This window comes from Spirosoma aureum, assembly GCF_011604685.1.
GTDB classification, from domain to species: Bacteria; Bacteroidota; Bacteroidia; order Cytophagales; family Spirosomataceae; genus Spirosoma; species Spirosoma aureum.
This window is the reverse complement of the sequence record NZ_CP050063.1, coordinates 2210989-2224208: the sequence shown is the minus strand read 5'-3', so window position 1 is coordinate 2224208 and position 13220 is coordinate 2210989. Positions and strand designations below refer to the sequence as shown.

11 protein-coding genes are annotated in these 13220 nt (G+C 48.8%); 9 read left to right on the top strand and 2 right to left on the bottom strand.

Annotated elements, in window-relative coordinates; translation table 11 throughout:
• The first annotated feature begins 35 nt into the window (after positions 1-35).
• Both G8759_RS08865 and G8759_RS08860 read left to right on the top strand, forming a co-directional pair.
• On the top strand, positions 36-1460 hold the full coding sequence (locus G8759_RS08865; protein ID WP_197933110.1) for a GH1 family beta-glucosidase: 1425 nt from the start codon (positions 36-38) through the stop codon (positions 1458-1460).
• Positions 1461-1721: 261 nt separating this feature from the next.
• The gene (locus G8759_RS08860; RefSeq protein WP_167207114.1) at positions 1722-3251 is read left to right on the top strand and encodes a Gfo/Idh/MocA family protein; all 1530 of its coding nucleotides are present in this window, start codon (positions 1722-1724) and stop codon (positions 3249-3251) included.
• Positions 3252-3316: 65 nt separating this feature from the next.
• Here the strand turns inward: G8759_RS08860 and G8759_RS08855 are convergent, their stop codons facing one another.
• Both G8759_RS08855 and G8759_RS08850 read right to left on the bottom strand, forming a co-directional pair.
• Positions 3317-3718: a hypothetical protein gene (locus tag G8759_RS08855; RefSeq protein ID WP_167207112.1), complete on the bottom strand. Its 402-nt coding sequence runs from the start codon at positions 3716-3718 to the stop codon at positions 3317-3319.
• 167 nt (positions 3719-3885) lie between these two features.
• The gene (locus tag G8759_RS08850) at positions 3886-5031 is read right to left on the bottom strand and encodes an FG-GAP repeat domain-containing protein (protein WP_167207110.1); all 1146 of its coding nucleotides are present in this window, start codon (positions 5029-5031) and stop codon (positions 3886-3888) included.
• 72 nt (positions 5032-5103) lie between these two features.
• Here G8759_RS08850 and G8759_RS08845 point away from each other — a divergent pair, with 72 nt between their 5' ends.
• From G8759_RS08845 to G8759_RS08815, 7 genes are all read left to right on the top strand, one after another.
• Positions 5104-6120: a glycoside hydrolase family 113 gene (locus G8759_RS08845; protein ID WP_167207108.1), complete on the top strand. Its 1017-nt coding sequence runs from the start codon at positions 5104-5106 to the stop codon at positions 6118-6120.
• Between the two features lie 225 nt (positions 6121-6345).
• A complete protein-coding gene (locus tag G8759_RS08840; RefSeq protein ID WP_167207107.1) occupies positions 6346-8280 on the top strand; it encodes a tetratricopeptide repeat-containing sensor histidine kinase in 1935 nt (644 codons plus the stop codon).
• Between the two features lie 114 nt (positions 8281-8394).
• Positions 8395-8868, top strand: coding sequence for a DUF6252 family protein (locus G8759_RS08835; protein WP_167207105.1), 474 nt, complete (start codon positions 8395-8397; stop codon positions 8866-8868).
• Positions 8869-8872: 4 nt separating this feature from the next.
• Entirely contained in the window at positions 8873-9499 is a 627-nt protein-coding gene (locus G8759_RS08830) for a response regulator transcription factor (protein ID WP_167207103.1), read from the top strand.
• Positions 9500-9735: 236 nt separating this feature from the next.
• Positions 9736-10350 carry a DUF3575 domain-containing protein gene (locus tag G8759_RS08825; RefSeq protein ID WP_167207101.1) on the top strand — a complete coding sequence of 205 codons (615 nt, stop codon included), beginning with the start codon at positions 9736-9738 and terminating at the stop codon, positions 10348-10350.
• Positions 10351-10452: 102 nt separating this feature from the next.
• On the top strand, positions 10453-11208 hold the full coding sequence (locus G8759_RS08820; protein WP_167207099.1) for a hypothetical protein: 756 nt from the start codon (positions 10453-10455) through the stop codon (positions 11206-11208).
• A gap of 314 nt (positions 11209-11522) precedes the next feature.
• Positions 11523-13217 carry a hypothetical protein gene (locus G8759_RS08815; protein WP_167207097.1) on the top strand — a complete coding sequence of 565 codons (1695 nt, stop codon included), beginning with the start codon at positions 11523-11525 and terminating at the stop codon, positions 13215-13217.
• The last annotated feature ends 3 nt before the right edge of the window (positions 13218-13220 follow it).

The following is a 13220-nucleotide window of genomic DNA, read 5'->3' as shown; positions in this document are numbered from 1 at the left end:
GCCTTTGCCCAAAATTTTAAGTACGTACCAATCTATTGCACCAATTGACCGATTATTCGGGTTTCGATCGCCATACCTTCGGCCCTGATTTTGTTTGGGGAACCGCTACGGCCGCCTATCAGATTGAAGGAGCTGTTGACCGCGATGGCCGTTCGCCAAGCGTCTGGGATACGTTCAGTCGACAGAAAGGAAAAATCAAAACCGGCGAAACAGCTGATACTGCCTGTGAGTTCTACGACCGCTACGAATCCGATTTGTGGTTACACAAAGAATTAGGTTTCGACGCTTTTCGATTTTCACTATCATGGTCACGCATTCTACCCGATGGTGTTGGACCTAGCCAGGGGGGGCGCTTAAACGAAGCGGGACTGGCCTTTTATGGTCGACTGATCGATCATTGCCTGGCCCTCGATATAACACCCTGGATTACGCTCTACCACTGGGATTTACCGCAGGCTCTTGAAAACAAGGGAGGATGGCCAAACCGCAGTGTTGTGGACTGGTTCGGCGAATTTGTGGACATTTGCACCAAAGCTTTTGGTCATAAAGTCAGGCACTGGATTATCCTGAACGAACCATTGGCCTTCTCCGTTCTGGGTTACTTTACGGGTCAGCACGCGCCCGGTCGGCGTAGTTTCCGGAATCTGCTTCCTGTTATTCATCATACAGCATTGGCACAGGCCGAAGGAGGTCGCATCGTTCGGCGAAACGTGCCGGGAGCGCACGTAGGCACCACCTTTTCATGTTCACCTATCGATCCGTTTACGAACTCGGCCCGCGACGTGGCCGCAGCCGCCCGTGTTGATGCCCTCCTGAACCGGCTCTTCATCGAACCGGCTCTTGGCCTGGGCTACCCAGACAAAGAACTCCCGTTTCTGGCTGGTATTACCAAAAAAGTAGCTAAACCCGGCGATATGGAGCGGCTCGCATTTGACTTCGATTTTATTGGCCTGCAACATTATTTCCGGGCTGTGGTCGAGCATTCTTATTTTATGCCCTACCTGTGGGCTTCTCAGGTATCGCCCCTCCGGCGCAGCGTGCCAACGATCACAGAAATGGGCTGGGAAGTGTATCCTGAAAGTATGTACCGGATTATTCAGCAGTTCGGACGTTATGAGGGAGTCAAAAAAATCTACATTACTGAAAGTGGCGCGGCTTTTTATGATACGGTCCAGAATGGTGCCGTAAACGATTTGGCCCGGCTGGAGTACCACCAGAATTACCTCCAACAGGTATTGCAGGCTAAACGTGACGGCTTACCGGTAGCCGGGTATTTTGCCTGGACATTTCTCGACAATTTTGAATGGGCCGAAGGCTATCGCCCTCGTTTCGGACTGGTCTATGTCGATTTCCGGACTCAGAAACGAATCATAAAAGCATCGGGGCGGTGGTTCCAGCACTTGTTAACCGCTCCCTTACCAGCTGCTCCTAATCTGAATCATTCAAAAAAACGATTTTAGCTGGAGGATCACAGGTTGTGCCATTTTTCATTAGTAAGTGGCCGTTATTCATTGAGCAAACTTTGTGCATGTGCCTACGCCCTGCTCACTGCGAAGACCTTGAACGTTATACATTTAAACGATTTGAGCGGTTGTGGTAAAAATGGATTAATTAGTGTTGATCGATGCTTGCCGTGATTTAACCAAAAAAACACATTGCGTTGGGGGTATAAAAAGGAGTCGATTCGCTTTTGTAAAATGGATCAGTTCAATACTCATTTTATGAATCAACCAGACAACTCAACGCCCGGCCAGATTGCCGGTGCGGTGGATTCGCCAACTCCAGATAAAGGGGGTACGTCACGGCGTCAATTCATTCAGGCCGGCGCTTTGGCCGCCACCAGCTTCCTGATTGTTCCCCGTCATGTATTGGGCGGCAAGGGCTTTATCGCTCCCAGCGACAAGCTCAACATTGCGGGTGTTGGTTTCGGCGGTAAAGGGTTTAGCGATACCAACAATTCCTATAACAACGGTGCCAATAACATTGTAGCCCTTTGCGATGTAGACTGGGGACTGGCCCGCGTTAAAGAAAATTTCACGAAGCACCCCAACGCGAAACGTTATAAGGACTTCCGCGAAATGCTCGATAAAGAAGGCAAAACCATTGATGCCGTAACCGTTTCGACAGCCGACCATACACACGCAGTTGTGGCCATGGCAGCGATGCAGCGTGGAAAACACGTATACGTGCAGAAGCCCCTGACACACAACATTTATGAAGCCCGGATGCTAACCGAAGCGGCCCGTAAATACAAAGTCGTTACGCAGATGGGTAATCAGGGCTCGTCGAACCCACAGCAGAAACAAATGGTGGAGTGGTTCGACAAAGGGCTCCTGGGAACGGTGCATACCGTTAATCTCTGGACAAACCGTCCAGTCTGGCCTCAGGGCATTCCGGTGCCACAGCCAGCTGGCGAAACCCCCGTTGATCTGGATTGGGATCTCTGGCTCGGACCAGCTCAAAAAGTGGGTTACACCCCTGCCTATCACCCATTCAAATGGCGCGGCTGGTGGAATTTTGGCGCAGGTGCGCTGGGCGACATCGGTTGCCACATCATGGATACACCTTTCCGCGTTCTCGGACTTGGCTACCCAACCGAGGTTGAAACCAGTATCGGTCAGGTATTCCTGAAAGACTGGACACCGGAGTATATTCCGGAAGGATGTCCGCCATCGTCGCACGTGGAATTAAAATTCCCGGCAACGGCCAAAAATAAATCGGTCGTAAAAATGATCTGGGAAGATGGTGGTATTCGTCCGTTCCGCCCCGATATGCTGCCCGAGGGCGAACCGATGCCCGAAAATGGCGAAAACGGTGTGCTCATCCACGGCGATAAAGGCTTACTGATTTGTGGCATGTATGGTGAAGATCCAAAACTCTACACCAAAGATGGCCAGAAAATAGTAGGCGATCCGAAACCCAAACCAGCCGATGGAAGCAAGCCTCTGCCCGAAAACGGTCACCAGGTGCTGTGGACAGAAGCCTGCAAAGCCGGTTTCAATAGCAAAGAGCACAAAGCACTTACCTCTTCGTTCGATTTTTCGGGTCCGCTTACGGAATCGGTTCTGATGGGTAACCTGGCCATTCGCAGCTATACGCTTCGTCAGGCCAGAGCCGACGGAAAAGGCTTTACGTATCCTGGCCGTAAGAAACTGATGTGGGATGGTAAAAACATGAAAATTACCAACCTCGACGAAGCCAACCAGTTTGTAAAACGCGAATACCGCGAAGGCTGGTCGCTGACAGCCTAATAAAAGTGATTGAGTAAATGGGTAACTGAGCGGAAACATTCTGCTTAGTTACCCATTTCTCATTCTTACCCTCTCACAAACAAAGACTGCACCATTGTCCGAAGGCGACCGTTGGCAACGTACGCCCAGATCAGGAGCATGTACATTGAAAAATCCTGATAGGATACCGGCAATGGCGTGCTGTTGACATAATACTGTGTTGACGTAAAATCGAGCGTTGGCGTAAAACCCAGCAGGTTTTCATAACCCAGCACGAACGTCAGTCCCAGGGCGTAGAATAAGTACTGTGGCTTTCGAAATGCCCACAGAATACCCGCCAGAGCCGTTGCTCCAAAACCAAGATAATGCTTCCAGGTGAGTGATAAATCGGTGGTCGTAGCCACATAAACGGAATAAATCTGGACGGCTGCTAACACAATCAGGATTAGACCATAGCCATAGAATTCTTTCAATTGAGCACGCTGCATAAGCCAATACGTTTCTGAAGAGGAGTTTTCTAAACCTCAGAAGATTGGCTCGCAAGGGTTCCACAATCCAGTCAATCGTAAATCGCGGAACGGTGGCAAGCCAGCCTTCTGAACTATACGAATGATAAAAATACAATAAACTCCAATACAGATAGATTAAATATAGCTTATTTTTTTCGAGCACTTTCATTAAAAAATACTACTAATCCGTCTTTTCCGGCCACGACGATGTCATTTCGGCCGTTTTTGTGCAAATCGGCAACGGCGAAATAAATACCCGTTCCCTTGCCAACACCGGCCTCTCCAAAGGCAATATCATGTTTCACGAATTGCTTGCGGCCATTGTCCCAGGTAAAATAATAGAGGCCAACGGGATCATAGCTGCCCGGATCGTTGTCATTATGCGCCCGGAAACGCTTACCCGTAACCAGATCAGGACGACCATCGCCCGTAATATCGATCCATTCGAGGCAGTGATACTGTGAGTTTTTATCGTCAATCAGGTGTTTGGTCCAACTGCGCTGCCCTTTTCCATCCTTAGCTTGCTCGTACCAATGCAGGCCGTAGCCGTGCCCCTGTCCAACAATGAGGTCGTTAAGCCGGTCGCCGTTCACGTCAGCGACAATTATGGGTACACTAGCCGTACCGAGGGCAAACTCCTTGTGTAATGTCCAGGGGCCGCTTTCCCGGTCAGCGGGTGCTTCGAGCCAGCCATCGCTCACAATAAAGTCGCCCCGGCCGTCGGCATTGATATCACCAAATCCCAGGCCGTGGCCCTGCGTTGGGGCAATCGTCACCATTTTGAATACGCCCGGACTCGTTAATTTGACGTATTTCAAGGGGTGATTCGGGTTATTAGGCACAATTTCAACGGTGCCATCGCCATCGATATCCCAGGCACGCGTTGTTTCAACGTTGCCCACTTTACCGATCTCATGCAACGGCCAGGTGGGATTGCCTTTAACAGGTCCCGGATTTTCGACCCAGCGAAGCGTTTGATCAAACCAGCCACCCGTCACAAAATCGATCCGGCCATCGGCGTTTACATCGATTGGAATGGTCGAAAAATCGTCGTAATACTGATCTTTTCGTGGTTCGTTACCAATCAGATGACGGCGTCGGAAATTGGGACCTTCGTACCAGAAATCACCGGAAACAAGGTCGAGTGTATCATTTTTATCGACATCAAAAACGCCCACGGATTCGTAACTTTCGGCAGCTACAAAATAGCGTTTGAAGTGGGTAGGTGGTTCTGGCGCAACAGAACCACCAATAATAAAGAGGACAAGCAGGCTAATGGCAATTCGTTGCATACTCGAATGTAGTTGACGGGTAGTTAGGAATAAGATAAATCCTTTTTCCGATGTAATTTACTTGCCTCTCCTATGGTCAATCGCTTCTTTTTGATTTTATGCGCTCTTATAAGCTGCCAGACTCAGCCGCCCTTTCAGTATGCTGGCCATAAATTCAAAGGGGTCAATCTGGTCGCTCCTCCACGCCAACCCGACTCGCTGGCACTGGCACCCGTTAGGGCTATTGGTGGCGAATGGGTTGCGATTGTGCCGTATGGTTTCTGCAAAAAAAATGATCCACATTTTTTCTTCAGCGAAAACAGGAAGGAACAGAGCAAGTGGCAATGGTGGGGTGAAACAACGGCGGGCGTAGCCGGAACGGTGCAGATGGCCCGGAAGCAGGGGCTGAAAACGATGCTTAAGCCACACGTCTGGATGCAGGGCGGCTCTCACCTCGATCTTGAGTTTTCGACAGAAGCCGACTGGCAAAGTTTCGAGCACGATTATGCGCAGTACATTTTGCATTTCGCCAAAATTGCGGACTCCTTACACATTGACTTGTACTGCATCACAACCGAGCTTGACCGTTTCGCCGTTGCCCGGCCTGCCTTCTGGCAAGGCCTGATCAAGCAGGTACGACAGATTTACAAAGGACAGTTGACCTACGCAGCCAACTGGGACCGATACGAACAGATTCCATTTTGGCAACAGCTGGATTTCATTGGTGTAGACGCCTATTTCCCGATTTCCGATAAGCGGGAACCATCGATAGGTGAATTGACCAGAGGCTGGAAAAAACACCTCACCGTATTGCAGCAAATGAGCAGTCAATGGCAGAAACCGATTCTATTTACGGAATTCGGCTATCGAAGCTGCGATCACACAGCCCAACGTCCGTGGGAGTCTGAGACTGACTGTAAGGCTAATCCAGCAGCTCAGGCCAACGCCTACGCAGCCATGCTCGAAGCGGTCTGGCCACAACCGTGGTTTGCAGGTGGTTTTCTGTGGAAATGGTTTCTGGAGATTGAGCCACGTCACCGGGAGCGCGACCAATACAGCCCCCAAGGCAAGCCAGCGGAACAGGTGTTAACGAAAAACTGGCAGAAGTAGAACCCTTAATATATTCGTTTCCAAAACCGGAATGATTTCCTGTTGATTACCTGCAAAGGAATCGATAAGTGATCTAAACGGAGTAGGCACTGTGTTTTTGCGATCTTATTTACACAATTACCCCAAACAAGTTAGTTCAGTTTAGTCCAAATGACCGATACCTAAATGAATTTTTAATTGTCTGATAATTCATTAATATTTAGTGTTTTGACTCTATAGAACAAGATGAAACACGGCTACTTGATTGCTGTATTACTGGTTGGTTTACAGATCAGTGGACTACCTGATGCCTTTGCACAGGTGCCGCAGACACTTGATTCGGTTGTCGTTTATTTAAAACACCACACCAGTAAAGACACAAATTATGTTCGTGCGTTGAATGTAATGGGCCGCGAACTTCATTCGGGCGCCAATCCTGACTATACAAAAGCGGACTCCGTATTGCAGGTATCGGAACACTTAGCCACTCAGCTTCAATACGGTATGGGATTAGCCAAAGCCTATACCAATCGGGCGTCGATATACTACCTGACGGGTCGACACCAGCAGGCACTGGACTATTTTCAGAGAGCGCTGACAGCAGCCGAAAACTATAAACTAAACCCACGTTTTATTTGTGGTGCCATATCAAACGTAGCCGCAGCGTTGAGCAAACTACAGCAATATGATCAGGTAGTTGCGACGGAACTTCGCTCATTGCGCCTTCAGGAACAGTATAATGTACAGCCACGGATTGCCACTACGTATGGGGGCATTGGCAACGCTTATCGAGATCTAAATAAGCCCAGAGAGGCCCTTTCTTACTATCAACAGGCGCTGGCGTTGATGCATGTGGAAAAAAATACCAGTGGTATGGCTATTATCGAGAATAACATTGGTGTTTGTTATGATGGACTGGAACGGTATGATAAGTCGCTGACTTACTATAAACTGGCTTTGAAGCATGCTACAGAAATTCAGTTTGCCCTACTCCAGGCCGATATTCTGGTTAATATTGGCCTGGCTCTCAAATTAGCAAAACGCCCTCAGGAAGGCCTTCCCTTTGTGGAACGATCTTTAGCTATCGCCCAAAAACAACAGAATAAAGCGAGTATGGCCACCGCTTATTTTAATCTGGGGCAGATTTATGAAGAACTAAAGCAGTACACACCTGCCGAGAAGCACCTGAAAAAAGCGCTAGACCTAGCCACCGAGATCGGTAACAAAAAGAGGATTGCCGATTATACGCAGGGGCTGGCCGACCTCTATGGCGGGATGAAAAATTTTCAGCAGGCTTACGTCTTCCAACTCGAAAAGAATAAACAGATTGACTCGACTACTGCCGTTCGTACCAGCGCCGAAGTTCAGCGGCTTGTTGCCCAATACAAAGCCGAAAAGAAAGAACAACAAATCAAACTGCTTCATCAGCAGGCACAGCTTCGCGAAAAAGAACTGATCAATAAGCGATTGCAAACCAACGGATTACTGATTGGCGGTGCCTTGCTTTTATTATTAGGTGCGGCCATAAGCGCGTGGTTACTGAATCGGGCCCGTCTCCACCGGCTGGAAGAAGCTCAGCGTTTACGGAAACAAATTGCCCACGATTTACACGATGAAGTGGGCAGCACACTGAGCAGTATCTCTCTGTTAAGCGGCATGGTCAATAGCCTCATCGCCCAAAAACGTCCCGAATCGGTTGAGCGGGCAGTTCAGAAAATCAATACCGACGCCCGACAGATTCTGGAGGCTATGGACGAGATTATCTGGACTATAAACCCAGGCAATGACTCCTTACAACGGATCGCTTTACGGCTACAGGAGTACGCGCAACCTTTGATGGAGTCGAAGAATATTCGATTTTCGTTCGTAACAGACCCGGCTTTATATGCCGTACCGATTTCGATGGAGGTTCGACGGAGTTTGTACCTGATTGGTAAAGAAGCGATTAATAACCTGATTAAATACTCAGAAGCCACCGAGGCTACTGTCCGGTTTGAGCGGAAAAACAACCAGCTTCAAGTCCTGATTGAGGATAACGGCCGGGGATTCGATCCGGCCCAGCCAAGCCAGCGTACTGGCCAGAGCAGCATGAAGCAGCGGGCCGAAGCGATGGGCGGTATATTGAAAATACACTCATCGCCAGGACAGGGAACTCGTCTGCAACTGGTCGTTGATCAGTGAGAGTCATACATTTATCCGATTTACCCGCATTAGTGGGCACGGTATTTTTGTCAGATAAGCAACGACGGTCAAACAGGCTGTTCGTGTCGCTTTTCAGACAAATTTTTCTACCTTATGAAATCGCTCAAAATCACCTGTATACTTTGTTTAGCCATTGTTTTGCTGTCTTGTAGTAAAAAAGACGATGCTGTTACGCCAGCCAGTACGAGCGTTATGACAGCTCAGGTCGATGGGCAAGCGTTTACGTCGGAACAGGCGACAGCAACCTATAACAAAGCCACTAAAGACCTGACTCTGGTTGGATATAACAGTGTCCACATGATGGGTTTCACGCTGGTAAATTTCACCGGAACGAGCACCATAATGCTGGTAGACATTAGTAAAACGGGTAGTACAGGGAATTACATTGACGTAAAAACAAACACCACATTTGCCAATAAAGAGGGGCGAACGGGCACGGTAACTGTTACAAAATTTGATGGAACTGTCCTTGAAGGAACCTTCTCGATGAAGACCTACAACACACAGCAAAAACGGGAAGTTGTCGTGACAAATGGCACATTTAAAGTAAATGTAGAAACTATATAACTCTATGATTCGCGTCTCAATTTTCGACGACAATGACTCCCTTCGTGAAACGCTGGCGCTGGTCTTCGATGCAACCGACGACCTGATTGTGACTGGTCAATACCCCAACGCACTTACGGCCGTTGAAGACGTTTTATACAATCAGCCGGATGTCATTTTGATGGACATCGACATGCCCGGTCGCACTGGAATTGAGGCCGTTAAACTCATCCGGCAACAGACAACACGCCCTAAAATACTTATGTTAACCGTTTTTGAGGATGTTGAACGAATTTTTGCTGCCATTTCGGCGGGGGCCGTTGGCTATCTGTTAAAGAAAACACCCGCCGATAAAATCATTGAATCCATTCGGGAAGTGATAAATGGAGGAGCAGCCATGACGCCTTCCATTGCGCTGAAGGTACTGGAAGCCTTTCGGCAACCCAAGACCGATGCATTTCTGCTGACCGACAAAGAAAACGAGGTACTCCGGCGACTGGTGGAAGGCGATAGCTATAAACTTATCGCGCACCATTGTAACATCAGCATGGGTACGGTTCGCACGCACATTGTCAACATCTACGAAAAACTCCACGTCAACTCAAAGTCCGAAGCAGTAGCGAAAGCATTGAAAACAGGCCTGTTCAAGTAAACGGGTTATTCCTGAATTACCTGAATGAATCTCCCGATTTTCTTCCTCGTTTTAGATGATTTATACAGTGACATGCTGACAGAAGCGCATCCTGTCAAGAACCGGCGGTATTGCCAATCTCAACGAAGCGCTTAAACAAGTGATGATGGAGATGGCTAGAATAAAAACCAAGTGAATCAGGACTTTCTTAGAGAAGCCCACAAATTGGAACCACACCACCTTCCTTCCCATCGACTATGCATTTTACTATAATCCGCCTGTTGCTCCTGTTGTGTAGTCTTTCGCCTGCTTTTGTCCCGGTTCTGGCTCAGGACTCAACCCGGCTATGGAGCCGTCCGAACGTTCTGAAAACGAACTTCCTGGCTCCTATTTCCGTATTTTACGAGCGGGCATTGACCCCGCGTTTTGCCCTCCGTACCAGTATTCGGTGGTGGCAGTTTGGCATTGTTTCGAAGGATGAACAGTTTGTCAATGCCACTATAGAAGGTAAATTTTATACGGCGAAACTGTCAAGACTAATGGCTAAAGAGCACCCAAGCGGCTTTTTTATCAATCCGTATCTAAAAGTCCGGTCGTTGCGGTACGTTAATGAAATTGGGGCTGGGCCTAATAAAACCAGTGAACTTGATGAAATCAGAGTTAAATCCATCGGCTTTGGGTTAACTGTTGGGTATATGTGGGTATTAAAACGAGGTTTTGTTTTGGAGCTGGTTCATGGTGGAGGTTTCATGCCGGATGCGCTGACCAGCTTTCAACATACAATGCGCTATAGTGCTGTAACGTCCGATTCTGGCCGGGATTACCTGATGCTGGACCTCCGAACGGGGGTTAGTCTGGGCTATGCTTTCTGAAGATTTTCGCGCTTCATTTCCGACATCCGTTCTTAACATGTCGCTGTTCTGAAGGCCTTTGCCCCCATCTGATGAATCTATTTCCTTACCATAAAACCGCTTATGCCTCTCCGATCTCTACAACTGTTTTTGCTACTGAGTGCTGCTTTAACAGCCTGCCAGTCGAAACGATCAACAACCGATCAGGCGGCCAAACAACCGCAGGTCGATTCGCAGGCAGTGGTCTCTCCTCAACCCAATAATCCCGATCAGGGCTTAGCCGACGACTTTTTAATCGTACCCGGCAAACAGGTTGGCCCCATCCGACCGTCGACCTCCGAAGCCGAACTGCTCCGCCTTCTTGGGCCATCCGTCGTTACGGTAGGCGATACATTATACGGGGCTGAAGGCGAAGAGTTTTTGGGCGCTACGCTTTATAAAGGTACAGCCGATGAAGTACAGGTTATTTTTACTGATAATGAGAAGCGAACCCGCCCCCAAACCGTTCTTATTCGCCCGAAACGGTTCGACGATGAAGGGCTGCCTATTCCAGACGTTGCCCCCACGCGCTGGGTCACTGCCAGCGGGTTACGCATTGGCACGACGTTAAAAGAGTTGGAAAAACGAAACGGTAAACCCTTCAAAATCTGGGGCTTCGAATGGGATTACGGCGGTATGGTATCCAGTTGGCAAGGGGGAAAACTGACGTCGTCAGATAAGAAATCGTTTCTATCTATTTCGCTGGCAGCCCCGGTTACCAAAACTCCGGCACAGGAGAAAGCGTATAACGAACTAATGGGTGATAGTGAATTCCTTTCTTCGTCGGCGGCCATGCAACTGCTCAATCCATCGGTGCAGGGTATGCAGGTGAGTTTTTAACCGCTGTTGAATCACCTGAATTCATTCAGATATAGGTCCAGATGAACAGCCATTTCCAGTGATCAACCTATAGTATGATTATTCAGGAATAGCTGCGTGCCTGCTATCCGCAGGAAACCTTTGGGTAAAACTACGTACCAGCTAAAACAAAGGTCTGTTTATTCATCTTTCAGCCACCTAACAATCAGCACGTTACAAATAAATTATAGCCGTACGTAGTTTCCCTATCATACATTTATCCGATTGATGGGCGTTCGGGCTGTAGGTAGTTTTGACACAGGTTTTCGATACTACACTCAACCCTGTGTCAGGCAATGCGCTCAACTTTACTACTTGTCCTTTGCGGGTTTTGGCTGAGTTTTCCAACCCTGGCTCAGACCTATTTACCAACTTCCAAATCAGTACCGGTAAAGGTATCGGGCGGCCTGAATGCTTATACAGGTTTCTATATGGCCAGCGGAATTGCTGCCCGAAACCAAACCTCGCCCTTCGGCCTGAGCGGTTCCGTAACCGTCGCATTGCCGGGCGGCATATCATTACCGTTTTCGGCGGTGCTGGGCAATCAGGGCAATAGCTTTCGACAGCCTTTTAATCAATTCGGTGTTTCACCAACTTACAAATGGGTCACTGCCCATGCGGGTTACCGCAATGTTAGTTTCTCGCCTTTTACGCTGGCCGGGCATACTTTTCTGGGGGGTGGGGTTGAACTCAATCCTGGCAAGCTACGACTGGGGGCCGTTTATGGTCGATTCAACAAAGCGATCTCTACAAATCTGGCTGAGCCCGATATTATTTCGGCCTATCAACGTACAGGCTATGCCGTGAAGGTAGGCTATGGCACTTCCGGCAACTACGTTGACCTGATCATGCTTCGCGCAAAGGACGATTCGGCCTCCATTGTATCAGCACCACAGTCGGTTTCTCAAACCGTTGCACCCGCCGAAAATATGGTGGTCGGTATCACAACCCGGATGTTGATTCTCAAACATATTACGGTTGAGTTAGATGGCGCCCTGAGCGCCTATACCCGTGATGTACGGAGTACAGAAGTATCGGCGGAAGGCCGAAATTCGATTGTGCGGTTCTTTGGTAACCTGTTCACTCCCCGACTGTCGACTCAACTTACCCAGGCGACTCAGGCGACCATTGGTTACCGAACAAAAAACGCCGGAATCAAACTACAGTATAAGCGGATCGACCCCAATTTCCAGACCATGGGGGCCTACTATTTCCAGAGTGATATTGAAAGCTACGCGATTGTGCCTAGCCTTACTTTACTGGATGGAAAATTGCGGCTTTCGGGCAGTTACGGTATCCAGTATGACAACCTGGCCAATAACAAAAACGCACGCACAGGCCGAACAATTGGGTCGCTGGTAGTCGCCTACAACCCGGCTACGGCCTTTGGCCTCGACGTTCAGCTGTCAAATTACGGAATCAGTCAGCAAGCCGGTCTTCGGCCAGTTATTGACACAGTTCGGCTGGCGCAAAACAATTTTTCGGCAACGATCAATACCCGATACACGATTCAAAACGAAGACGTTGTCAATCTGTTTACGCTCTCGGCGACACGCCAGCAACTTAGCGATCTCAACCAGCGGACAGCCGCCTTCACCAACAACACGAATACAAACCTGAATCTGGGCTATTTCTACCAGCATGTCAAAAACGGACTGGGCGGTAACCTGATGCTTTCGTATACGCAGGCCAATCTGGCTCAGGGTATGTCAACAAAATTTTACGGCCCCACTCTGGGCATCACCAAAAGCTTTCTTGACAATAAAGTAAGCGCATCGGCCACTGCCAGCTACCTGATCAACCAGCAGCCCGACCTCACCGGCCAAATCGTGAATGGGCAAGTCATTAATGCCTCGGCTAATGCTGGTTATCAGATCGCGAAACGCCAGAATCTGAACCTGCAATTGCTGTATCTAAAATCAAACACAGGTGTTGCCGAGCAACGCTATAACGAACTTCGGGGGACTTTAGGCTATGGTATCTCTTTCTAACCA

Coding starts and splice junctions, on each gene's coding strand:
- G8759_RS08860 (WP_167207114.1), top strand. CDS start 1,722: ATGAATCAACCAGACAACTCAACGCCCGGCCAGATTGCCGGTGCGGTG.
- G8759_RS08855 (WP_167207112.1), bottom strand. CDS start 3,718: ATGCAGCGTGCTCAATTGAAAGAATTCTATGGCTATGGTCTAATCCTG.
- G8759_RS08850 (WP_167207110.1), bottom strand. CDS start 5,031: ATGCAACGAATTGCCATTAGCCTGCTTGTCCTCTTTATTATTGGTGGT.
- G8759_RS08845 (WP_167207108.1), top strand. CDS start 5,104: ATGGTCAATCGCTTCTTTTTGATTTTATGCGCTCTTATAAGCTGCCAG.
- G8759_RS08840 (WP_167207107.1), top strand. CDS start 6,346: ATGAAACACGGCTACTTGATTGCTGTATTACTGGTTGGTTTACAGATC.
- G8759_RS08835 (WP_167207105.1), top strand. CDS start 8,395: ATGAAATCGCTCAAAATCACCTGTATACTTTGTTTAGCCATTGTTTTG.
- G8759_RS08830 (WP_167207103.1), top strand. CDS start 8,873: ATGATTCGCGTCTCAATTTTCGACGACAATGACTCCCTTCGTGAAACG.
- G8759_RS08825 (WP_167207101.1), top strand. CDS start 9,736: ATGCATTTTACTATAATCCGCCTGTTGCTCCTGTTGTGTAGTCTTTCG.
- G8759_RS08820 (WP_167207099.1), top strand. CDS start 10,453: ATGCCTCTCCGATCTCTACAACTGTTTTTGCTACTGAGTGCTGCTTTA.
- G8759_RS08815 (WP_167207097.1), top strand. CDS start 11,523: ATGCGCTCAACTTTACTACTTGTCCTTTGCGGGTTTTGGCTGAGTTTT.